General features: G+C 35.7%; 26 protein-coding genes and 1 riboswitch. Of the genes, 1 reads left to right on the top strand and 25 read right to left on the bottom strand.

Annotated elements, in window-relative coordinates; genetic code table 11:
• The first annotated feature begins 72 nt into the window (after positions 1-72).
• Positions 73-336 carry a helix-turn-helix transcriptional regulator gene (locus MKX65_RS24550; RefSeq protein WP_340906530.1) on the top strand — a complete coding sequence of 88 codons (264 nt, stop codon included), beginning with the start codon at positions 73-75 and terminating at the stop codon, positions 334-336.
• Between the two features lie 377 nt (positions 337-713).
• On the opposite strand, the gene MKX65_RS24545 is transcribed toward MKX65_RS24550, so the two are convergent.
• The 25 genes from MKX65_RS24545 to MKX65_RS24425 form a co-directional block, all read right to left on the bottom strand.
• The gene (locus MKX65_RS24545) at positions 714-2123 is read right to left on the bottom strand and encodes a DNA cytosine methyltransferase (RefSeq protein ID WP_340906526.1); all 1410 of its coding nucleotides are present in this window, start codon (positions 2121-2123) and stop codon (positions 714-716) included.
• 56 nt (positions 2124-2179) lie between these two features.
• Positions 2180-2362, bottom strand: coding sequence for a hypothetical protein (locus MKX65_RS24540; RefSeq protein ID WP_340906524.1), 183 nt, complete (start codon positions 2360-2362; stop codon positions 2180-2182).
• On the bottom strand, positions 2363-2869 hold the full coding sequence (locus MKX65_RS24535; RefSeq protein WP_340906523.1) for a hypothetical protein: 507 nt from the start codon (positions 2867-2869) through the stop codon (positions 2363-2365). It lies immediately after the preceding gene.
• A 12-nt stretch (positions 2870-2881) separates the two neighbouring features.
• Complete coding sequence (locus tag MKX65_RS24530; RefSeq protein ID WP_340906521.1) at positions 2882-4735, bottom strand: LPD1 domain-containing protein; 1854 nt, start codon at positions 4733-4735, stop codon at positions 2882-2884.
• Between the two features lie 101 nt (positions 4736-4836).
• The gene (locus MKX65_RS24525) at positions 4837-5142 is read right to left on the bottom strand and encodes a hypothetical protein (RefSeq protein ID WP_340906519.1); all 306 of its coding nucleotides are present in this window, start codon (positions 5140-5142) and stop codon (positions 4837-4839) included.
• Position 5143: 1 nt separating this feature from the next.
• Entirely contained in the window at positions 5144-5488 is a 345-nt protein-coding gene (locus MKX65_RS24520; RefSeq protein WP_340906516.1) for a hypothetical protein, read from the bottom strand.
• Positions 5489-5501: 13 nt separating this feature from the next.
• Positions 5502-5966, bottom strand: a complete 465-nt coding sequence (locus MKX65_RS24515) for a hypothetical protein (RefSeq protein ID WP_340906515.1) — start codon at positions 5964-5966, stop codon at positions 5502-5504.
• 204 nt (positions 5967-6170) lie between these two features.
• Positions 6171-7970 (bottom strand): group II intron reverse transcriptase/maturase, encoded by a 1800-nt coding sequence (gene ltrA, locus MKX65_RS24510; protein ID WP_340906513.1) that lies wholly within the window; start codon positions 7968-7970, stop codon positions 6171-6173.
• Between the two features lie 710 nt (positions 7971-8680).
• Complete coding sequence (locus tag MKX65_RS24505) at positions 8681-9238, bottom strand: DUF6094 domain-containing protein (RefSeq protein ID WP_340906511.1); 558 nt, start codon at positions 9236-9238, stop codon at positions 8681-8683.
• The gene (locus MKX65_RS24500; protein WP_340906509.1) at positions 9235-9546 is read right to left on the bottom strand and encodes a hypothetical protein; all 312 of its coding nucleotides are present in this window, start codon (positions 9544-9546) and stop codon (positions 9235-9237) included. The genes MKX65_RS24505 and MKX65_RS24500 overlap by 4 nt, the downstream gene beginning before the upstream one ends.
• A 127-nt stretch (positions 9547-9673) precedes the next feature.
• A complete protein-coding gene (locus MKX65_RS24495) occupies positions 9674-10108 on the bottom strand; it encodes a single-stranded DNA-binding protein (RefSeq protein WP_340906508.1) in 435 nt (144 codons plus the stop codon).
• Positions 10109-10187: 79 nt separating this feature from the next.
• Complete coding sequence (locus MKX65_RS24490; protein WP_340906506.1) at positions 10188-10592, bottom strand: DUF6018 family natural product bioysynthesis protein; 405 nt, start codon at positions 10590-10592, stop codon at positions 10188-10190.
• 212 nt (positions 10593-10804) lie between these two features.
• Positions 10805-11851 carry a hypothetical protein gene (locus MKX65_RS24485; RefSeq protein ID WP_340906504.1) on the bottom strand — a complete coding sequence of 349 codons (1047 nt, stop codon included), beginning with the start codon at positions 11849-11851 and terminating at the stop codon, positions 10805-10807.
• A 119-nt stretch (positions 11852-11970) separates the two neighbouring features.
• Positions 11971-12288 (bottom strand): hypothetical protein, encoded by a 318-nt coding sequence (locus tag MKX65_RS24480; protein WP_340906502.1) that lies wholly within the window; start codon positions 12286-12288, stop codon positions 11971-11973.
• 41 nt (positions 12289-12329) lie between these two features.
• Positions 12330-13184 carry a hypothetical protein gene (locus tag MKX65_RS24475; protein WP_340906500.1) on the bottom strand — a complete coding sequence of 285 codons (855 nt, stop codon included), beginning with the start codon at positions 13182-13184 and terminating at the stop codon, positions 12330-12332.
• Positions 13185-13515: 331 nt separating this feature from the next.
• On the bottom strand, positions 13516-14637 hold the full coding sequence (locus MKX65_RS24470) for a DUF418 domain-containing protein (RefSeq protein WP_340906499.1): 1122 nt from the start codon (positions 14635-14637) through the stop codon (positions 13516-13518).
• Positions 14638-15153: 516 nt separating this feature from the next.
• Entirely contained in the window at positions 15154-15843 is a 690-nt protein-coding gene (locus MKX65_RS24465) for a hypothetical protein (RefSeq protein ID WP_340906498.1), read from the bottom strand.
• 17 nt (positions 15844-15860) lie between these two features.
• Positions 15861-17861, bottom strand: a complete 2001-nt coding sequence (locus MKX65_RS24460) for a hypothetical protein (protein WP_340906497.1) — start codon at positions 17859-17861, stop codon at positions 15861-15863.
• 113 nt (positions 17862-17974) lie between these two features.
• The gene (locus MKX65_RS24455; RefSeq protein ID WP_340906495.1) at positions 17975-18208 is read right to left on the bottom strand and encodes a hypothetical protein; all 234 of its coding nucleotides are present in this window, start codon (positions 18206-18208) and stop codon (positions 17975-17977) included.
• Between the two features lie 14 nt (positions 18209-18222).
• Positions 18223-19116 (bottom strand): hypothetical protein, encoded by an 894-nt coding sequence (locus tag MKX65_RS24450; protein WP_340906494.1) that lies wholly within the window; start codon positions 19114-19116, stop codon positions 18223-18225.
• A 92-nt stretch (positions 19117-19208) separates the two neighbouring features.
• Complete coding sequence (locus MKX65_RS24445; protein ID WP_340906492.1) at positions 19209-19607, bottom strand: hypothetical protein; 399 nt, start codon at positions 19605-19607, stop codon at positions 19209-19211.
• A gap of 16 nt (positions 19608-19623) precedes the next feature.
• Complete coding sequence (locus MKX65_RS24440) at positions 19624-19845, bottom strand: hypothetical protein (RefSeq protein WP_340906491.1); 222 nt, start codon at positions 19843-19845, stop codon at positions 19624-19626.
• Positions 19846-19862: 17 nt separating this feature from the next.
• On the bottom strand, positions 19863-20300 hold the full coding sequence (locus MKX65_RS24435; protein WP_340906490.1) for a hypothetical protein: 438 nt from the start codon (positions 20298-20300) through the stop codon (positions 19863-19865).
• The gene (locus MKX65_RS24430; protein WP_340906488.1) at positions 20297-20830 is read right to left on the bottom strand and encodes a hypothetical protein; all 534 of its coding nucleotides are present in this window, start codon (positions 20828-20830) and stop codon (positions 20297-20299) included. The genes MKX65_RS24435 and MKX65_RS24430 overlap by 4 nt, the downstream gene beginning before the upstream one ends.
• A 373-nt stretch (positions 20831-21203) precedes the next feature.
• Complete coding sequence (locus tag MKX65_RS24425; protein WP_340906487.1) at positions 21204-21524, bottom strand: hypothetical protein; 321 nt, start codon at positions 21522-21524, stop codon at positions 21204-21206.
• Positions 21525-21746: 222 nt separating this feature from the next.
• Positions 21747-21829: riboswitch (cyclic di-GMP riboswitch) on the bottom strand.
• Between the last annotated feature and the right edge of the window lie 263 nt (positions 21830-22092).

Here is a 22092-nt window from a genome sequence, read left to right as displayed (position 1 = left end):
TTTATAGTAAATATCATATAGGAATATTTGCCCATAATATACCCATTTAAAAGTAAAGAAGGAAATAATAGTATGATTACCATTACACTAGGTAATAGCCTACGACTAGCAAGACTAGCAAAAAATCTTACCCAAAAACAAGTTGCCGATGCTATTGGTATGTCAGTCCACTCAATTCGTTATTATGAAAGAGGTGAAGTTAAACCAAAAAATGAAACGGTTGTGAAGTTATTGAAGCTGTATAACTATCCTTGCACTCTCCTAGCAAACGAGGGGGAATTTATTGAAATCAGTTGTTCGTTTCCTAATTGCACTGAACATTCTTGTACATATTAATGACAAATTTACATAAATTCAAATGACAAATTATATTAAAATCTATGACAAATTTAGATAAAAAAAAGATAACATAAACAAATAAAAAAGACCATGGTATACAGTATGAACTATATTACCTTGGTCTTTTTAACTTTCATAATAAAGCGGAATTGAATTTAGATATGACACAAATTTTAGAGAATAATTTTTCATAATTGGCAGGAATAGAGTTCTCCTAACCCTTTAATCATTAGTTGTTTTTCATAATTAAGTGGAAAAAATCTTAACTCAATTTCTCTAATTTCCATGATATAACTATCATTCCGGATAATTGTGAAAATCTATTCCAGATAATTTTGATGCAATTCCAAGTAATTATTAAAAATTACTTTTTATTAAGTTAGTAATAATTCGAGTTGTCCCCCGTTATTAATACTGTAGCTGGTTTGAATCGATTTCACCTTTTCAGTAGCAACGGTCTTTACCTTCATAAATGTATATGCTATGCGATTAGCGATGGCTTTAATTACACGTCCACAAACAGACTGTCCCAACATTTCATACTTTCTTATCTTTTGTATGTTGTCTGTAAATGAAAACGATTCTGGAATGTCTAGAATGCGTTTAATCTCGTCTATAGATAAAAACCTAAACGACTTTCTATCATCGCTTAAAACGTGACTATTAGAGGCTGATTGAGCGGTATAACGTTTAGGCAAACATGCGATCCGTTCAACGGCCTTGTCAACGAAAGTTAAATCTAGACTTCTATCTTTCCAGGAGGAACCACGACTATTAAAGGACTCCATCCATTTTTCTACTGACTTCCATTCATGCACCACACCCGAACGGTCTAAGTAATCCTTTAACTTCTTCCTTCTTCCTTTTGGAGCTGTAGGAAATTGAAAATGAATAAACCTCTCTTCATTTTTAAATGCTACAGAATACGTTCTTTTTCTCATGGATATGTTACCAAAATCCCAAGATTCAATATCCTTTTGAGCCCAAAATGGATAATCCTCTTGGAGAAGACACTTTAATGTAGCCCAAGCTGCACTCCTGAAGAAAGATGGTACATTCTCAAAAAACAAGACCTCTGCCTTTGATGATTGTATAATTTTGGAAGTGGCTAATGCTAAATCATTCATTACCCCTGCATCGCCAAAACCCAACGAGCTATGCTCATTACAAGGTAAAGTAACGAATGCCATATCAACCTCCGCTACATCCATACAATCTCTCAGATCTCCATTGAATACCATAGTATTAGGAAAATTATGAAGCAGCACTTCTGTACTATCGTCTTCCAATTCTATCTCTTGTATTGGCGAAAAATAATTTGTAGATTGAAGAATTGATGTACCTACACCCGCTCCCGCACACACACTTAAAAAACGTATACGTTGGTCTTTCGGAGTAGGAATCGTAGAATTATCAAACAACTTATATTCAAGCGGTTTAATGACGACTCTTCCTTTATTCCCTTTTCTATAAACATTCATCTCCACTTTCTGGTTTATGTCTAAAAAAGCATATTTTGCACCTGCCGTATCTATAAGAGGTCGTTCTTGCTGACTAAGTTTACTCTTTCTTGAGGATACATGCATTGTATGAATGTTCTCTTCATTTTCAAACGGATAGTTTTGAATAATGATCTCTTCTTTCTCTTCCGATGTATGAATGAAGATTTCACCCTTTGGTTCGAATCCTGCTGCCTCACAAATTAAATGTTGAAGAAACAGTCTTGGTTTCTCGGGCTTCCCTTTTTTTGATACACTGTATACCTTTTTTAATTTTAAGTTCATTTTTATATCCTCCTAATAGTAAGAGGACTCCCTTGTGGAAAGTCCTCACAATAGATTTATAAACGGTTATATTCATCTTCCACGGCTGTATCGTTTAGGACATTGCTATTGAAGATGTATAACAAGGCCTCTGACTTGGAATGATTTCTCATTTGAAGGTCATTGAATACAAATGACAAATAACGGTCTTTATCAACAAAGCGTTTCATCTTTTCTTCATCATAGAGAACGGCAGTCATTTATAAGTCCCCCATTCCTAAATATGGGTCGTTTTTAGATATGATATGAGCATCCTGCTTTTCTTTGCTAGCAGATTCATGGCAAGATAAATGCCATGCTTCAATCCCCGAACGTGGATGTTCAACAGGAATATTGGGTATGTTCTTCCACTCGTTTATCATTTCCTGAGTGAGTTCATCTCCCGATTTCCATGCTTTGTCTCCAGGTACCATATCGATTCCTCGTTCTTTTGCTATTAAGATACGAAAATCAATCCAGTTCATTAACTGACCTTGATAGACTTTTTTGTTAAAATCGGTCGAATCCTCAAAGCACCATAGAGAACATTGAACCTCTTTTAGACTGTCCCAGCTATCATTTATGACCTGTCCATAACCGTCATATTCGCCTTGAATACTCTCTATTACCTCACCATGACGGATATGTTTTAGAACCACCTGTTGGCCCTTAAATCCGTTGTATTTGAGTCCTTGATTACAACCTATACATAGATATGAATACGTCATACACTTTTCCCCCTATTTTAAAATTTCAATATCACGTAGATACTTGAAAATTAATTCGAATTTTTCATTAATGGCTGTTCTCTCTTCTCCCATAGGAAAAGCTATGCTATCTGTACGAGTCCCTGCTACGAGGTAATCGCTTCTTCTTCCGCTTGCTACAAGCTTATCTTGGATATAGGATTCAAAGGCTCTAGCGGTAAGCTCCACATTGGAACTCCAATACTTATCTACCTTCCCCTTGTCTAATGAGATGGAAGCTTGATAGTAGTTAGACTTATCCGTTGGGTATGGAATTCTATCCACTCGCTCACCTGTTTGCTGCTCATGAAACCAAGCTAAGGCTTGAGCAAACTTTTTTATATTTCTCTCGAAAGCTTTTTTCGCTTTTTCGATTCTTTGGTCTGCATGGATGCTAACACGTGAATAGAATTGAATATCTGACTCTAGCTGAGCTTTAGCCGATTCAACCTTTTCAGTCATAGCAGCCAATAAATCTCCGTTGTGACGACGATAGCAAGACTTAAATTCTGTACCTCTCCAAAAGGTTTTATCGTCATTCGTATTCTCAAAGTAAGCTACACTTTTCCCTTTCTTAATCACTTCAATTAGTTCAGAGAACAGAATGGATACCAAAGAATCAATGTGTGAACCTAAAGTATCTGGGTTTGAAGCATAGTCTAACTTTCCGTACTTTCCGTTATGGCTTAGGCGGTAGAGGTAACTGTCATATGAGTGCCAAAATTCATGGGCAAAGATTCCAAGACAACCACGTTGTTTGGTCATGTTTATGACGTTAGAAAACGGTTCATAGTGCGCAAGGGCAGAACCGCCTCTTCCTCTAGCTCCGAAGGCCATGGCAAGCGTTCCATCGAGAGATACAAACGAATAACCTACCTCGAGTAATTCAGCAAGATCCATCATCGCTTCTGATGAACGAAGAAGATGTTCAGTTGCTTTAGAATCATCGACGTAATGGCCGAACTCAACTCCACGAAAGCCAAAGAACTGTACTAAATCTTCGGGTTTTTCTACAGGACTTTGAGCACCACCAATACGATCTGGTCGCTCAGGTAATGTCCGCTCCCATACAGGCTTTCTCTTCCCTGTAGATTTTTTTTCTTTTTTTCCTAATAAATCCTCCCAGGAATCAACCTTAAGAGCATTCCTAATAGTACTCCCGTAGCTTGTTTGGCTTTTGAAAAGGTTACAAAACTTCTTTCCTAAGCTGCTTAAACCTAAACGGTTTGCCCTTTCGATACCTCTCATAATGGTCTTACAGTTCGCTAACTGGTTACTAATTTTTTCATAATCCTTTGACCCTTTTTCTAGATCCTTTTGCATGGCTAGCAGTTCATCAATTCTCTTCACATAAAATGAGCAGTCTCTGCCTTCGTAACGAATGATAGTAGAAACGTCAGAAATAAATGAATATAAGTCTTCCATTTCTCTAATCATGTCAAAACGGTGAAGCACAAATTGCGCAGCCTTCATATATTGCTCACGGCTTTCTTTTGAATCACCACTTGGAGTAGCATCTACTCGTTGGATGATCAATTGTTTGGCACGAGCAACAGAAGGCTTTGTACAATTCTCGTTCTCTTTTTCCAAAGAAAAGCTTTTAAATAGTTCAGATTTTGTTATAATTTGAGCAGCAAGGACAGAGCTAATATTTTCAATCTCTTCTAAAGCAGAAAAAGTTTGATTATCCTCAAATCCCTTTCTAAGTGCCGCTAAGTCTTTACGTGCCAACCCGATCTTCTCGCCCACATCGTACGAAACCTTCTTATTGATTTGTTGCTCCGAACGTATATCTAATACCGCTAAATTACTCTCTTCAACGCTAAATAAAGACATTTGATTTTCCATGATTGAACCTCCAATAATGTTTTAAAGTAAAAAAAAGAGGCATGAAGAAAATTTCTTCAAAACCTCTTTTATATGCCACAAGACCTTTACAGTCTTTTTGTTTAAACCATACTCAGCAAAACAGGCATAATACCTGAATCTGATTGTACGAGCTGGTACCCACCTGAAAATGAATACTTTCCGTAACAGTTATGGAATGTATACCCCTCTTCCACATAAAATGAAAGACTTTCAATTGCTTCTCGAGTCGAATCCTCATAGGATAAGATGCGTTCGTCTAAGAAGTTGAATTCTCTTAGCCAAAGACGAGCTACCACTTGGTATTCGTCCTTACATCCTCCAGTGGGAAATTGATAATACCCAAATTCATAATTTCCAAATGAACATACCCTGATATATTGGATCACATTATTCCCCCATGTGCTTGCAAGTATAGGACTGATCCTTAATCATGCAGTAAGCACTCATGAATAAATCATTAAGCATGCCAAGTGTTAATTCATCGGGTGATATAGAGTAGGTAAAATCATTTCTAAACTCATATTGCCACATCTCATTAAATGCTGTTTGGTTATACTCTATCCAAAACTCTTGCGGTTCCTCAAAGTCTCCACCGATAAATTGGATATAGAATTTACCAGCTTCTAATTTGATACCAGTAATTTCATTTGAGAAACCAAGTACCTCGAAGAAGTACCATTCTTCTTCTTTCATAAGAGATACTGTAAGATTTGAATCTGTTAACTTCTTCATATCTTTTCTCCTCCTAGACCAGCTTCATAATTACACCGCTCGGGGTAATTACCTTAACGGACACTTCCCGGCGAGTTTTGATCTTAGTAATTACGGATACACTACCACTTTCATTTAGCTTTCGTTCGGTTGAAGGAATCTTCTTCACGATTTCAAGTCCTTGAACCAAGTGGTAATTGTCTCCCTCTCCTATTTCTCCGTTTACCGCTCCACTAGCTAATAAGAGTGCTAGTTGACCAGAATTCAAAGGTAAAATAGGATTTCCTCCGATTTCTAATTGCCTTGGCTTAGAACGGTTCATAAATGCTTGGAATCCCTTGCTCTGACGAATGCTGTCTACGTAATCAGATTTATTCGCTAGTTTGGTATAGAAGGTTTTTAATTCCTCAACACCTGCAGGTACATTCCATTTCTTGCCCGCTGTAACAAAACGATCGATCGGAGTAACTTTCTCGAGTACAAAATCATCGGATTCCATGTGAGTAAGAAAATCAAAAAGCTTTTGGTTAAACTCTTTGTGTTTTCCAGACTTCTTGTTACCAATAAATGACGATAGGTAAGTCTTCGGATAGTTGTGATTAAACTTCCTCCGTAAACAGACATTACAGCCTGACCTTTTCCCCCGTCCCACACCGTACGTGATAGTTTCCCATCATACGGCGTTCCATCTACCTCAGTTATCCTAACAGATAGGTTCTAGGTGACACTTCTCACGGTAATTGTTAACTTTCTCTATTGCTTGACTTTTTAGGTTAAGCAATTTTAGATATTTGTTTATTGTCTCAGAGTTTGTAGCATGAATTAATTTGTGAGCGAATTTGTCTATGATTCGCAGATTTTTGAAATCATCTGTTCCTCCTAGACTAATAGGTACATAGTGATGACAGTGGACATGTTCTGCTGGTAGAAAGTTACCAGTTATCTCACATCTGCCGCTTTTCATGCTGTACCTGCTAATTCGGTTGTCAAAGTATTCAATGCTTCTATTAGGTATGTTAGATTTCATAAGTTTCCTTATTTCAATCAAAACATTCCCCTTTAGTTCCATATGGATATACTGCCTTCCTTGTTCGGTGAATGGTGTTAAATATTGTGAAAATCCTAATGGAGTTTCAAATTTAACATCCATCAACGGGTATAGGTATACATCTCCGAATCTATAAGTCTTAATGGAACATTTATAGAATTTCTTGTATGAAGGAGGTGCATTTATAGGGTATCCATATTTACTTACTCTATTGAGACGATTGTATAGGGCTCTGCTTAATTGAAAGGCGATATTCGCAAATTGTATATTTACGAGTGTTGCACGCTTACTGTAATTATGGATACCAAGTACCCAGCTGTTATAAAGAAGTGCATTTTGGGGTGTAGGATTCTTTTGCAGCTGTTTGATTAGTCTGCGTCCTTTCACCTTATGCTGTTCCTTCTTTTTAGCGGTAATTCCAGTTCGTGCAACATATTTTCTGCCTTTTGTTTCAGCTTTTAATGTAAAGCCAAGAAATTCGGACTTGTTTTTACGTAAGTTGACCACTTTTGATTTTTCGGGTGAAATGTCGAGTTTTAGGCGGTCTTTTAGATAGAGTCTCACGGCATGATACCACTTGTTGGCAGTTTTCCAATCTCTACATAGGATTTTAAAATCGTCAGCATACCTAACGATATAACCTTCTTTGAGTTTTGTTTTTTTGATGGCTCGGTATTTGTTGCTTGGATTATCATATCCGGTTCGAGTTTTGAAGTTTTCCCATTGTCCATATACCCATTGGTCTAAGTCGTTAAGTACCACGTTGGATAGTAATGGTGATAAGATACCGCCTTGTGGAGTACCTTTAGTTGGAATGCCTTCCCCATCAATTTCAGCCTTAAGCATCTTGCTAATTATTCGTAGGACTATTCTATCTTTTATCCCTATATTCCATAGCTGTTTAAGTAGTAGGGTATGATTGACGTTATCGAAGAATCCCTTAACATCAATATCTACTACATAGTGGAGTTTCGTCAGGTTAATTAAAGAACTAACTCTAGCTAGGGCTTGATGTGTAGACCTTAGCGGACGAAAACCATATGAGTGATTGTAGAATTTAGCTTCACAAATAGGTTCAAGAACCTGTTTGAATGCTTGTTGTATAATTCTGTCACTCATGCTTGGAATTCCTAGAGGTCTTACGCTACCGTTTGGCTTAGGTATAAAAACTCTCCTAACTTTCATTGGCTGGTAATTAGAAAGACGTTTCTTAATAAAGGAAACTAGTCCTTCTTCCGAGAGGTTCTGAAAATCTTTGATAGTCCTTCCATCTACTCCCGGTGTTTTTGAGCCCTTGTTAGTTTTGATTGTGCGATAAGCAAGTAGAATGTTTTCTCTTGATGTGATGATGTCGTAAAGACGTTCAAAAGATTTACCTTCCTTGCTACCTCTGTATAACTCGTCGAAAGTTTCGGTCATACCGTAATATGACCAGTACCGTAATTGTGTTTGCATAGTGGATCACTCCTTTCTCGGAATGATTTCCCATGTTCATACCTGATCCTTGCAATAAGCCTCTTAGAATATCTGTTTAACTTTTGGTAGACTCAGGGCTATTCCTCCATTTCCATTACAGAAACTTCAACGGTAGTGCCCTTACTCTCACAAAGGTAAATGCATTTCGGCAAATGGAGCCTTATAGCAACCACAGGAATGACAGTCCCCTTTTGATGTGTCCTTTGCTTTCCCAGTTCCTCTGATTCTATCTGTGCATATGTCCTTAGGTGGTTCCTTTGAGCCTGTGAATTTACATCACCATAGATTGATGTACGAATTTCATAGCATCTACTTTTACTTTTCGATAATTCACCTGATATTCATATCAGCAATACCGTTAGATATTGACCAGTTCTAGACCCGTACATTCGGAACTTCGTCAGACTATATTTTGTTGGTCATTCTCACCATAGACATTTTATAGACACCCAGCCTATAGGTTACATCCTTTACCTCTAAAGGACTTTCGTGTGACAAGATTGTCATTACGGTAACTTTCAACTGACTTTACCTAGCTTCATACATCTATTCCTGTCCTAATAAACGCATGTAGGAGTATCAGTGAGGTCGTTTCAGAAATCATGGTTTCCTCATTCCAACCTTCGAATCAGAAGTTAGATTTACAAATGAGTAAATCCAAGTGATTTCGCCATTTTAGGCTTAGTCACTTAACAGGTCACACAAATGCACTGGCGATAATCATCGAAATCTTCATCAGAGAAACGCATCATGCCAACATTATAAAAATGAGTGGCCAGGAATCGAGCAATTTTCTTATCCGCAAATCTATAAGAAGGAATCACATACATCATTAATCCTTTGTCTTTAAGATAGCGGGTATTTCGGTATAGTTCGGTCCATTCTTTGCGTTCAGCTGAATCGTCGTCCATGCCTTTCATCGTAAAATCATAAGGTGGGTTGAGATATAGAAAAGAGACTGCATCATTCTGGATCACCATACTCTCGATTGGAGCATTGATAAGGTGAGTTAAAATGGATTCTGCTTTCTCGGCTCTTGCTTTATCTAATTCCACTCCGTAAGTACTGATTCTACAATCCTCTGTTTGGAAAGTGGTTGCTAGTTGATTAAGGATTTCTCCTTCTCCACAAGTCGGGTCTAGCCATACTCCGCTTCCTTCCACTTCTAGTAATTGAGTTAAGTATTCTCCTTGTTTTTGGGGAGTGGCGAAAAAGCCAGCTCTTATCTTGTTACCTACATGACTCATAAACTTAATCCTCCTAAAATATTAGTTTTTGTATCGGCCCAAGTACGATAGCCACCTCTCTCATAAAAATCCTGGTATGGATCACGAAAGGTATCTAACATGCTAATAAGCTCTTCGAATATCTCCTTTGAAATCTTGCCCTTCTTAAAGAAGTTTCTAAGGTGTGTTAGAGCGACAACCTTAAACATCTGGTCCTCTTCTGTATAAGCACAATAAATGGTGATATAAGCGAGGTATGGAAGGTTTTCCTTTGCTTTTTGTAAGAAAGGCTTAACCGCTTCTTTATTTTTGTAACAATGCGGCAGCATATCCTTGATTCCTCCTTAAACAAAAAATAGCAAGAAATTAGTTTCTTGGCCCCCTTTGCCTTTGCAATTTAAATAAAAAACGTTCACTCTTATAAAGAATGAACGTTTCTTGAATTTCAGCCGACCTTTATCTCATCCAATCAGGTATATCAGCATCGATTTCTTGACTGCCTGAGAATGGATCTTGTTGGTTAAAAGGTGGCTCCTCATATGAATTATCTCCGTTTGTTGCGTTAGAATGGTTGTTTGAAGGTTTACGAGAATCAAGGAATTCAACATCATTTGCTATGAGTTCCATAGTGTATTGTCTCTTTCCATCTTTATCGTAAAAACCAGTTCTAAGCTCTGCATCAATCGCAACTAGACTACCCTTAGTTAGATATTTAGCACAATTGTCAGCTAGCTTCTTAAACGTTTTAACTTGTGGAAAGTCAGCCTCACGCTCACCTTGTTGATTCGTATATTTACGATTGACAGCAATGGTAAGTACACCGACTTTATTTTCTCCTCCACGAAGTTCTACATCCTTTGTTAAACGACCCGTTAACATTACCTTATTCATAAATATATTTCCTCTTTTCTAATTTTATTTGACCTAGTCAGTCAGAAGCCCTTTTTAATATTTTGTAGTGTGTGATAAATTAGTTTTCAATGTCAAAAAAATAGCTTAAAAAAGCTGATTTTGCACGTTCCACTAAGGAAGGACGAGACGTATAGTTAGTACTCATATGGTACGTTTTTTCGCCTGTTCTTCTCCACATCACTTTTTCCCCAGTAGCACTTTCAATCGCAGCAACAAATGTTAATACTTCACGTAGAGCTTTCTTTTGATCAAGTTCTTTCGCGATGTAAAAGCGACGAGTACCATCTTTCAAAAGAACCTCTATAGACATACGGTATTTCGCATTCGAAGCTAGTGCTTTCGTTTTCTTTCTACAATCCTCTACTACATCTCCTTGAATTCCTAATAACTGTGACATTGTTACAGCCATTACTACCACCCTTTCTGAAATAAAATAGTTAAATATTTTTATATTAGAACGCAAAAAAGCGCCCTTCAGAATGGACTTTAATAGACACATAGAAATAAAGTGTCTTAAAATCTTATCCCAAAGGACGCATACGTTTAATATCATAACCCGCTAACCAAATATATGGTTGCAAAAAAATTAAAAAAACAAAAAGTAGAACTGATATAATCTTACTATTTATTGGAGTTAGAGGCAATAGTTTTAGTGGTTTATTAGGTAAAAAGTATCTATGATAAATATGTTTTCAAGGCATATCGAAGATTTTCTATTTTGATACAAAATAGTTCGTAATCAAAAGTACTTCCATTTTTAAGAGACTTAACGGATAGTCTTATCTCTTCCCATTCCCTCCGCTGTCCTATAGACATTACAGATTCTAAATTAGATAGTTTCTTCAGTTCTTTTAAATGTAGTTCTATTAATGTTTGATAAGTTATCAATTTTTTGCTATCTCTCTCTTTCTTGTCCAATTCAGTTATATATTCATCAATTATTGGCAAGTGTCTTTCTAATAATGGGAGATTTGCATACGCAAACTCTCCGATTTCTAGATCCCCTATTTTCTCAGCGTGTTCTTGCTCTATTAGTAAGCCGGTTGAGTGAACAAATTTATTTAATATTTCCTTTTGTTCTTTAGAGATTAAGGTATTAAATACAAGCAATTGTTGCTGTGTAAGATTGTTATAGGCTTCTTCCCTTTTTAACTGTAGGTCGTATTCAGTCATCAAATATTTTACTTTAGCTAATTGGTTGTTTGTGAGGGGGATATGAAGCTGAATTTGTTGTTTTATATTCAGTGGAATAGTATCAACGACAAGGTATTTAGTTAAATCAGGATTGTCTTTTTGCTTAAACTTAAGTAAGATTTCGTCTCTTTCTAAATCAACTAGATGAAAACCAGTTTTAATATCTTTGAGTACTTCTGGTTGAAGATCGGTGTAATGCTCAAAACATGTTTCTCCTAATTTATAGGTTGTATCATCCCTTTTGTGGTAAACGATATATTGGAAACGTAGGGATTTTCCACATTCACATTCGTAGGGTCTACTTCCATAGCCCCCATCTAAAACGTCTACTAACACCCACTCATCCAACATTTCTTCAACTGCTTCTAAACTCATATTATCCGATAATACAATACCTTTCTTATTAGCTAATGTCTCTATCCATTTACTCTTTTTACTTTGCTTCGTATGTTCCATAAGAAAGTTTCTTTGGTCTTCTGAAAGACTGGACATTATATTTTCTACTTCACGTTTGCTAAGTGCTCTCATTGAGTTTGTACCTCACTTCCCTCATAGTAAAATATTAACATTATTAGATAATGGGTTCGATCAAAAAATAAGTAAATAACAAAAAGAAGTCACGTATTACGTGACCCCCAATCGAGTTCTTATAATGTCTGTTCAAACCACTGAATAAACTTATGATACGTTTGTTTCCTTGTTTTCTTTAGTACCAGTAATACTGGTAACATAAAAAACTGTAGAATGCTAATGGTTAAACCCGCTTTTATAAAGAAGTTTAAAGTTCCAAACGGGGTATCTAACAATAGAATTCCAATTGAAAATGCAGCTAATGCAACAGCAGACAGGAAAAAGCCTAACTCATATGGCTTCCCCTTTTTCAAAAATGTCTTTGAAATAATCTTGACCAATATAGCTGCGAACACAGCATACAAAAAAGCAAGTAGGACACTTAAAAATGCCATTACATATTACCATCCTTAAGTTAATTTATTTAGACTATATGCTATATTCTACGATAATATGTTCTTGCATCCAAGTATGTTCCTGCGTAATCCCAAAGTGCATAAAGGGTACCTACAGCTGGGATGCTTTTTAATACTTTTGATGATACAGTTTTCAGAAGTGTCCAAGAAAGAATTTTTCCACTTTTAATCGCATCTATTAAAGCATCCGCAACTGATAAAGCCCCTCCAATTACGGTTAATTCTAATTCCTTTTTCTTTAAATCATTAGCATAAATTTTGAAAATTTTAAAGTTGTCATTACCTGTTTTTGTATATTTATAGTAAGGACTTTGCCCGTTCATTATAGCAGTCGCTGACCCATCGGAGTAAGTAATCCATCTTGTGTCAGCTATGTATGAACCGCCAGAACCGGTTTGGTATCTTAATGAACTTGCGTAATTTATTCCTGATTTCGTAACAGTTGTTGGAGGTGGCAGTACATCGACTGTCCCAGTAGGGACCTCTGGAGTTTCCTGAATGTCAGTAATTTCAATTAATACGGGTTCTTCTGTTTGATCTGAAGTAACTAATATATCACCATTTTCTGTCGTCTCAATGGTTTGCTCACTTTCTTCTACTAGTACTTTTTCACCGTCAATTACTTTGTACTTAGTGATCACTACGTCTTGAATTTCACCATCTGTAATAATTTCTTCATGGTATTCATAAGTAAAGCCATCAGCTTCTAATACTTGATAGATTACTAGGTTCTCAGACTCGACAAGAAGCTGTGTGGGTTGTTCTTCGGTTAAAACTGGAGTGATTTCTTCTGCTTTTACAAGATTTAGCCCAGGTGAAAATAATGCTAGAGCAAGGGAACAAGACAGAGTAATAGGTATTAGTTTCTTTTTCATAAATAACCTCCTAATAATGTAATTACATGAAAATATTACCTTTTAGGCGGAGTTCCGTAAATAGAACGATAGTATTGAAATGGTTAGAATATATTGGTAATAAACTACTGTTTTAATAGAGAATTAAAAAAATACTAGTGTTTTAGTCTAATGTTCTAGAGGTTTTCGAACGTTATTAAGAATCGAAAAAGGAACGTGTTAGGTTCCACATGAATTAACTCCCTGTAAAGTGACTGAGAAAAGAAATAGGAGAAAAAACTCAGACAGAAAGTTAAATCCATTGTGACTGCTAAACACGTTCCTTTTACCATTATTAACTATTGTTTATGTTTTATCCTGTTTGGATAAGTATACTTCCTCCAAATACATTGACTGGTCCATATGAGTACTTCTTCAACCAGAAATAACTAAATATAGATTGAATAATTAATATGCCAAAACCTAAAGAGATTGCTTTTATTGGAGCTATTAAACCATATAAACCGAAAAACTTAAATAATATAAAGCCTATAATGGACTGTAGAAGATAGTTTGTCATTGACATTCTACCTAGATTGCTAAAATAGGTCATATTTATTTCAGTTTTTCTCATTAAGACTAATACGAGTAACACATAAAATAAGCCGATTAATGGCCCTCCAAAAGCTTCTGAGAAGTGATGGGAAATAAAAGAATTTGGATTCAACATTGGTAAACTTTTAAGTGTGAATCCTAATATTCCAGAAGTAAATAAAACATATACTCTTAGATTAGTGTACTGGTGCAGAGATATCTTAGTAATCCACTGACTCTTAGCAAAATAAAGTCCAAACAAGAACATGGGAAAAATGCTAATAATGACAAAAGGAATATTAGACACTGTGTAGAGCTGGCTCCAATCTATAATATTTTGAATGAAACCATTAAAGAAATTACTTTGGTAATTATTTATTATTAATCGGATTAAATCCGTATTGTTAATTGTCGGTAACTCTGTCTTGTTTAATTTCAAAAGAAAACCGTAAAGTAAGTTAGGAATTGTCCATATACTAGCGGCTGCTATGAGAATGTTCTTTGGCTTTAAACGGTAGAAAAGGAGTAGTAAGAAACCTAGCACCGCATAGACTAATAAAATATCGCCATACCAGATAAGAAAAGCGTGAGCTGCTCCGATCACTAGTAAGAAAAAAAGTCTTCTTGAAAAGATATAGTAAGGGTTATAACCTCTCTTCTCTGCGCTTTTAAAAACAAAAGTTAAGCTTATTCCGAATAGCATTGCAAAAACAGGATAAAAATTAGACTGAATGAAGATTCGGAGAATTTCATGTATGTATTGCTCTAGTGGAGTAGTCCAATAAGAACTAGGGTTAGAGTCGTATAGTTCTGGCCATCCAAAAGATATAATATTTACAAATAAGATTCCCGTAATTGCTAATCCTCGAATTGCGTCTAAATTTAATAAGCGTTCTTTCATATTAGGTACTCCTGGTATATATAAGTAATTCTTATAATTTGGTATTAGATTACAATAAATTATTTTATTTTTTTGTAAAATTAGTCTATAATAGGGTTAGATATTCCATATATTAAAAATAAGCGCAGTGCTCGTAACACTACGCTTACCTTAACAACGCATAATCGCAGAATGGGTGCGATTGGCAGAATGTTAGTGAGATCTAAAGTAGAACCCACCTGATCCGGCCAGAGACAGGGTGGGTTCTACTTTTTTATTTTTTCAATCAAAAGTACGATTAGAGTTACCAATGCTACCATGAACATTGCTGTATTCAAATCCACGATTTATCACCTCCCAAATGGAAGGCTCAACCGCCCCACCCTGCAACTATGCAATTGTCTTCTCTATTATACCACAACGAACATACGTTTTCTTCCTGTGTATCCAAAAAATTGTAGGTAATATGTTTCAATTAAAAGAGTCCGCCAAATAAATAAAAAAGAGTGGAACCTTAATGGATCCACTCAATTATAATCATTTTTTATTTGCTTTTTTTATCCTTTTATCCATTGTTGTAATCTTCTGTAAGAGTACATCCAACTTTTTATCGTTTTTAATGCGAATTTCCTCGTGAATCTTATCTTTTAAAGATTGAATCACTTTATTTAGTCTTGATTTACCTTGAGTTTGAGCGGAGTAAAAAATGGTTAAGCCAAACCCATTTACTGCTAACCAACCACCTACGCTATCCCAATCCAATGAAAGGCTCCCTACTTTCAAGCACAAAATGATAAATGACACACAAAATACTAAAAAGGAGAATAGATGTATAAATCTTTCTAATGGACTAAGAAATAACAGGTATCCTGAGTCCTTATCATCCATTTTTTCAAATCCCTTTAAAAGTGTTTCTGTATTTTTCATTTTATTAATATTCTTTAGCTGTGAAAGATCACCTTTGTTAAATACATTTAACTCTTGAATCTCCTCGCCACCGTAACCAAGATGGATATACAATCTATTAATTAATGCTACACCCAAATTAACTACCCAAAGAGTAGTAAGTGCAGCAAGAACTACTGACAAGAACTCCACTAAAGTTAACGCGTCTTCTAATTTCAGATAAATAAAAGTACCAGGTAGTATTGCTAAATAACAAAAGTAAGACAATCTCTTTTGAAATAAAGTTACCCCTTTTGCAATTTCTTTTAATAATTCTATCATTCTATTTTCCTCCTAAATTAAATAATAAATGCGAGCTGACCATCGTTTTTCGTTTGAATAGGATTGGCTGCTACATTTGATAGCTTTTTAGTTTTTTTATTTAAACCTTCCTCAAAAGAAAATAAATTTTCTTCCCTTTTAAATTTCTGTGGTTTTGGCCTGATCCACCTTTGAATAAGTAACCACTTTTTCGATAACCTCTCCTGTTCGGCATGGTCCAATTCATCAAGGACTGTAGAATCCTCTTTTAACCCTTTAATTTCCGTGTCTAACGATATTAAAGAGTTTTGAAGAGTATCTAACATCAAATGATTTAAAGTCGCATGAAAGGCTTCCTTTGTCATTTTCGTAAAGGGCTGTCCATCCGTTCCCATCGTTACTGTTCCAGCTAAGTAAAACCACTCATTTACATAGTCTTTAGCTTGTTCCTGAGTAGTGATCCCATCTTTGCAGACAATAAATGTAGCTGAGTTATAGACAGCTTTCATATGAGCAAGATCAGTATGGTCGTAGTAGCAGAAGATACTTCTACCTGTTAACCGCTGGCGCTCTTTATGATAGACAGCTAGTTCCTTAGCGGACATATTCATCGGCAACTGAACATAGAAAATGGGATTAGGATTTGTTGTCTCATTTTCATTAATAGACCAATCTCTCTTTAGAACAACCGCTCCATCATATTGATGGTTAATTGGCTGTATATCTTCTAAAGAAACATGAAATCCTTCATTGGCCCACTCCTTAAGAATGTGTTCTACCTCTTCATCTGAAATCAGTGAGTATCCAGCCATTTTCTGAGTGTAGAATAACTTTTCAAGCAAGATTCTTCTCATTTCAAACGAAAACTTCCCAGGATCATATTCACCTTTTCCATTTCCTTTTGATGCTCTTTCATAGGTTTGGTACTCTTCGGTGTATTGCTCAAATTCATTGGCATACCAAAGACTCTCATCACCTAGAAAACCATTATCTAAGAAATCATCTTTAGATTTCTTCTCTATATCTTTAATCCCTTTAATCGGATCCTTGTATCTACAATCAAAGGTCACGTCATAAAGAAATGCTTTCCACTCTGCAAGATACGTAACAGAAGTGTCTCCTCCGTCAATTAGTTCTTGCAGCATCTTGTCTTTTCTCCCCGAATAAAGGCATACCCAACATCCGTTTCTGCTGTTGGTAGAACCACACGATTGATTCAATTCACTCTTACTACGGATAACTGGACACTCTTTTGAGTTATTACCGCCATAGAGAGCTTTTAGGTCTTCTAATGGAGTTCCCCATGGGAGTGTATTCGTATTGTAAGATAGCCAATTCCATAAATCATCTGTCGAAATATACTTAATCGGGTGGTAGACTCTCGATTTTGGTACGTAATCATGTTTTCCAAACACATCGTCACCTGAATGGGACCTGATTTTTGACGCACGTCGAATTGACTCATCCAATCTCACACCGAGCAATAGAGTTAACCTGTGCTCATGTTCGGGCTCAGGTATCACTACAGGCTGTTGTTTTAATAATTTCACCATAAGCTCACTCACAGGTTTTATCTTTATTCGGTCCGAACACCAGGAAAATCCCTTACCTGGAGCGGGAGGAATAACCCCTAAACCAATTACATGTCTAAAATATCTTTGAATCATTCGTGGCTGGACTAGATGAACCTCAATTCCAAGTTTTTTACCGTTTTTAGCCATCAATTCTAAGTTAGCATGTAAGTGTTTGGTGATTTGATTTGTCTCCACCAACGTATCCGAAGAAACTATGTGTACCCTTTTATGTCGTTGTTCTGGAGTAAGACTTTCAAGTATTTGCCATGCAAGAGCAGCAACTAGCGAAGAATCCTTTCCACCTGAAAAAGTTAGTACCCAATCAAAACAATCTTTTAGATACTCCTCTTTCATCTGTTCTTTAATGTCGTTGAATTGCTGTAATTTCTCTTCAGGATTTAATATCCAATCCATAAAATTATCATCAGATTCAATACGATTTACATTACGTTCCTCTATTACCATATAAGGCCCATACTAAATAATGAAAAGGAGGGCTTGCCCCCGCTAAACATCCATTTAGCAAGGACTTACACCTCCTTGAATTGTTTACTAGATTAAATTTGGTCTATTAAGCGTTAGGCCGCTCTTTTATCCTCTCGGTTAATGACAACACAATTCACTTTCTCAAGTTTTTCAACGATCTCATTGATACAATTGACCATTGATACTGAATCAGTGATAGGATAAGTTTTGCTAAAACCCATAGCCATGACAGTAACTTCATTTTCATACCCATATATATCTATCTTGTTAGACCATTCTTCTACATTTTTTAGGTCTTTCATTTCCACGTAATATTGAAGTTTCATCTGTATGTCCTCCATTAAGCACCCATACGATTAGCGGCTGCTGTTCGATTTTTATTATCCAACATATTCAGGAATTTCTCCTCATCCTCTAAAGTCATAACTGAAAATTCCAAATCAATCGTCTTAACGGTTTTGAATTGGTCAATTTCCTTTTTAGAGATCGTTCCATTCAAGATGAAACGTTCTAGTAGCTCCGAGTTGGGCTTTCCATACTCAATGAGCAACCACTCTCCGATATAGTCATAGACCGCAGGAACGTTGTATCTTGGTTGGTTGGCTACTAAAGAGATGCTTCCATACTTGTGAGGGATTGGCTCTCTTTTTTCTTTAGGCAAATACATCATTTGCTCAAACTCCGGCAAATTTATGAGCTTCCATTTCAATCGTTCATAATCATTCTTTAGTTCTTTGACGCGCGGTTTTAACATGACTATTTGACTGGCCAGATCATCAATCGCACAATCGTCCGAAATCACAAATGAGTCAGGGAGCTTATTTAACTCCTTCCCTACTTTGTTAAAATTCGGTTTCACAAAGAATGTATCTTCCAATTTAAACTCCTGGATCATGTCATAGTAGAGGAAATTGCTTTTAATAGCCTTATTATCAATTTCAACTACCTGAAGCAATAATCCCACGTCATATAAATACTCATTCAAAGCAAGATAGTCGGTCTCATATACCTTTTTGGCAATGAATCGACCGACTAACCCATGTTTCGTAAATTCATGACGCTTCACTTCTGACGATTTCAATTGTTCTCGTATGGAAGATGAAAGCTTTTTTAGTTTTCCTTCTGATTGTTTCAGTTCTGGGTAATACCCATCCTCGATGAATGTCTCCATGAGAGAAGCTGCAATAGAAGGTTTATTCGCCTTTTGTCCTTTTTTCTTAACCATCTTTATCACCTCATAGACCCCCTATCTAGCATGGCGGGAGTCTTATTGTAAGAGCCCCACTAGAAAGGGAGTTTACTTATGAAGTAAGTAAAATGTTTATATTATGCCACTTGATAAATCTCCATCGGATCAAAGATAGACCAAAGAGCAAAATCCTGTTCAACTTGTTTTCTATTCGGTGAATAGATATAAACAGATTCCAGGGAAAATACTTCAAAGTCTATTTTAAAAACTTCCAAAGGGGACCATTTTTGCTCTTTATCAGCTGCCTCAATGTTTTTCAAAGAAGTAGAAATTCGTTCTTCTACTTCTTTGTCGATACAATCAATGACTTTTCCATACTCAGCTTTAAGATAAAATTCATTCATTTCACCTTTTAATAAAATGCTGCTACAATCACGATGTTGATAAAGAAAGTCAATGATACAATCCTCTCCAATAAAACAATCAGAAATTGTTGATGGGTTCATTAATGTTGCTTTAAACATTATTTTTTTCATCTGAATTCCTCCTAAATTATGCTGCTGTCACAACATCTAAGATTATTAATTCACCTGACTTCACGCCCACTTGTAACATGAGTGCATTGCCAGCTACCTTCCCAACTTCTAATAGATATAAATAGCCATGCTCAGGAGAGAAAGATTGATATTCTCCTTCTTGCTTTAGCAATCGAAGCACTCGGCCTTTGTTACAATTAAAATAATCTAGAAATCGATTTTTTTTAGACTCTGCCATGTGTAATCACCTTAACCTTATATTTGATTTTGAACTGAAGAGAGCGAATCAATAAGAGAAGCAACATGAGTAGTTCGGATACCACGTAAATCACTACCATGTTGAGCTTTTAAAATTTGTCGTGCATGAGTAGCATCTACTGCAGAAATAATTTCTTCGTTACGAATCCATTCTTCATGCTTGCGAACCAAATACGACATTTTAAAAGCAGTTCGATTCCGTCTCTCTCCTCTGTACACTTCCTGACTAGGTAAAACTGCTGTCACCTTATCCAACTTAAGGAATAAGGGTGGGTTGTTTTCACCTTGATCGATGTTGAAAAACGCATGATCATTTAACATAAGGTGATAAACATGAATGTCCCCTTCAGCAATAACCTCTCCATTTCGATAAATGCGGTTTTCAGTAACTACAAATTGTGTCTCAATCCCCGTATAAAACTCGATCATCATCATGCAATTTCCTCCTGTAAACACGAAAAAAGATCGAAACCTTCGCTTGGAACTAAGTCCTCTCGAAGAATATCAATCTCATTTAATGAATCCGCCAATTTTAAGTTTTTGTTTTTTCTACTATGAAGTTTAAGAGTTAAAGAGTTGTTAGATACAACAGCACTTATCCCTTTCTTCATATAAAGTCCTCTAGGGTCAATCATTTGATATGACGGCCTTTTCCTTAATTCCTTGAACCAATCAACATCCTTCATAGATGGGTACTCCAGAATACATTCCACACAAGTTACAAGCGGTTCAAGACAACCAATGGTTAGATCAAAAAGGTAAAGTCCACCATGTAACTCTCCATCAAAACTTACTCGATACGCCTTCATTGTGGTTCGTGGTTGGTTTTCAAAAGGTTCAATTCGAAACTTTGCTCCATCCATGGACCATTCAAAGCCTTTCTTTACCGTTTTAAAATAGATCCCTTTTAGTCTCTTTTCTAAATCAACAGGCTCGATAGGAGCAAAACAAGTAATTTTAAACATGTTCATCATCTCCTAACTGCCTCTTAATACAATCCTTAGAAAAAAAGACTCTCCCACTCTTCTTGTAGAAACCCTCTTCACAAGAATTTTTGCAACTAGATACATAGCCCATAAATCAACGCCCCTTCTTAATGTTTTAAGATAGTTTTTTTAACTTCCCTCTCCATTTAAAACCACGCAAAAAAGCGCCCTTTAAGAATGGACTTTTAATAAACACTACTAATGTTAATAGTGTTTGAGTCTCATCCCTAAAGGACGCTTGTAGTTTAAAATAGAATGCCCGCTAACCAAATGATCGGTTGCCAAAAAATAAAAAAATTAGAAAAAAACTATAATCAAATTTTATCATTTTTTGGTACCTGGATTCAAGACATTATAGTAAATTTGCTACAGTTTCAATAAATTCTGGGTTTACTTCCACTTTAGCTAGATTAGATAATTGTAAAGCTTGTTCTTCTGAAATGTATACTTTGTTTTCACTTTCTTCAAAAGATAACTTCTCTTTTTTAATTTGACTTAAAGGAATTTCTCTAAGAGAAGAAGCAATTATTTCAGGTGTTACATTAGAGATCCCGTTATTGCACGAATGAATCTCTTTTGTTACGTAGATTAGTTCTGTTACTGATTCGTGTTCTCCTTCAAATACCACTCTTTTAATATAATAAAGTACATTTATAATTGATTCATTTGTCATGAGATATCATCCTTTTATTCGTGTGTTAACTATAGTGTACATAATTAGAAAATTGATTATTGTAGATTTTCACAATATATTAGGGTACAAATTTAAAAAAGTATAGAATATTATCTAATCAAGTTAAGGTTACTGCCTTATTCATACAGTAACTTGTAAATTGAAAGTTTGTAATTTCTAAATTCCCTAAGTTTTTCATTATTCATTCTCCTCTTAATTCATACTAAGAGGGTCGGTTACACTAGTTGCTCCACATAATCCAAGTGTCCAAATAAAGATTATATTTCTCAGCTTCCCCAATTCATTGGTTTAGTATCTGATTCAATGTTTACATTATTAATTATCACTTTGTGTAATTCAGAATTTCATTATTCCTTACCTATAATATACCAAATACACCAAAAATGGTATATTTTTAATTCAATTTACCCATGTTTGTATATATCTATATAAATATAAATACCAATTTATATTTTTATCCTTTATCAGACTAAAATGATTATAATACAGAATTTTGATAGTGGAAATATTTTTGGATGGGTAATGTGGAGGAAATTGTTACCAATAA

This window comes from Robertmurraya sp. FSL R5-0851 (genome assembly GCF_038002965.1).
Taxonomy (GTDB): Bacteria; Bacillota; Bacilli; order Bacillales; family Cytobacillaceae; genus Robertmurraya_A; species Robertmurraya_A beringensis.
The sequence above is the reverse complement of the archived record's forward strand: the minus strand, read 5'-3'. Positions and strand labels throughout refer to the sequence as shown.

Coding starts and splice junctions, on each gene's coding strand:
- MKX65_RS24550 (WP_340906530.1), top strand. CDS start 73: ATGATTACCATTACACTAGGTAATAGCCTACGACTAGCAAGACTAGCA.
- MKX65_RS24545 (WP_340906526.1), bottom strand. CDS start 2,123: ATGAACTTAAAATTAAAAAAGGTATACAGTGTATCAAAAAAAGGGAAG.
- MKX65_RS24540 (WP_340906524.1), bottom strand. CDS start 2,362: ATGACTGCCGTTCTCTATGATGAAGAAAAGATGAAACGCTTTGTTGAT.
- MKX65_RS24535 (WP_340906523.1), bottom strand. CDS start 2,869: ATGACGTATTCATATCTATGTATAGGTTGTAATCAAGGACTCAAATAC.
- MKX65_RS24530 (WP_340906521.1), bottom strand. CDS start 4,735: ATGGAAAATCAAATGTCTTTATTTAGCGTTGAAGAGAGTAATTTAGCG.
- MKX65_RS24520 (WP_340906516.1), bottom strand. CDS start 5,488: ATGAAGAAGTTAACAGATTCAAATCTTACAGTATCTCTTATGAAAGAA.
- MKX65_RS24515 (WP_340906515.1), bottom strand. CDS start 5,966: ATGGAATCCGATGATTTTGTACTCGAGAAAGTTACTCCGATCGATCGT.
- ltrA (WP_340906513.1), bottom strand. CDS start 7,970: ATGCAAACACAATTACGGTACTGGTCATATTACGGTATGACCGAAACT.
- MKX65_RS24505 (WP_340906511.1), bottom strand. CDS start 9,238: ATGAGTCATGTAGGTAACAAGATAAGAGCTGGCTTTTTCGCCACTCCC.
- MKX65_RS24500 (WP_340906509.1), bottom strand. CDS start 9,546: ATGCTGCCGCATTGTTACAAAAATAAAGAAGCGGTTAAGCCTTTCTTA.
- MKX65_RS24495 (WP_340906508.1), bottom strand. CDS start 10,108: ATGAATAAGGTAATGTTAACGGGTCGTTTAACAAAGGATGTAGAACTT.
- MKX65_RS24485 (WP_340906504.1), bottom strand. CDS start 11,851: ATGAGAGCACTTAGCAAACGTGAAGTAGAAAATATAATGTCCAGTCTT.
- MKX65_RS24480 (WP_340906502.1), bottom strand. CDS start 12,288: ATGGCATTTTTAAGTGTCCTACTTGCTTTTTTGTATGCTGTGTTCGCA.
- MKX65_RS24475 (WP_340906500.1), bottom strand. CDS start 13,184: ATGAAAAAGAAACTAATACCTATTACTCTGTCTTGTTCCCTTGCTCTA.
- MKX65_RS24470 (WP_340906499.1), bottom strand. CDS start 14,637: ATGAAAGAACGCTTATTAAATTTAGACGCAATTCGAGGATTAGCAATT.
- MKX65_RS24465 (WP_340906498.1), bottom strand. CDS start 15,843: ATGATAGAATTATTAAAAGAAATTGCAAAAGGGGTAACTTTATTTCAA.
- MKX65_RS24460 (WP_340906497.1), bottom strand. CDS start 17,861: ATGGTAATAGAGGAACGTAATGTAAATCGTATTGAATCTGATGATAAT.
- MKX65_RS24455 (WP_340906495.1), bottom strand. CDS start 18,208: ATGAAACTTCAATATTACGTGGAAATGAAAGACCTAAAAAATGTAGAA.
- MKX65_RS24445 (WP_340906492.1), bottom strand. CDS start 19,607: ATGAAAAAAATAATGTTTAAAGCAACATTAATGAACCCATCAACAATT.
- MKX65_RS24440 (WP_340906491.1), bottom strand. CDS start 19,845: ATGGCAGAGTCTAAAAAAAATCGATTTCTAGATTATTTTAATTGTAAC.
- MKX65_RS24435 (WP_340906490.1), bottom strand. CDS start 20,300: ATGATGATGATCGAGTTTTATACGGGGATTGAGACACAATTTGTAGTT.
- MKX65_RS24430 (WP_340906488.1), bottom strand. CDS start 20,830: ATGTTTAAAATTACTTGTTTTGCTCCTATCGAGCCTGTTGATTTAGAA.
- MKX65_RS24425 (WP_340906487.1), bottom strand. CDS start 21,524: ATGACAAATGAATCAATTATAAATGTACTTTATTATATTAAAAGAGTG.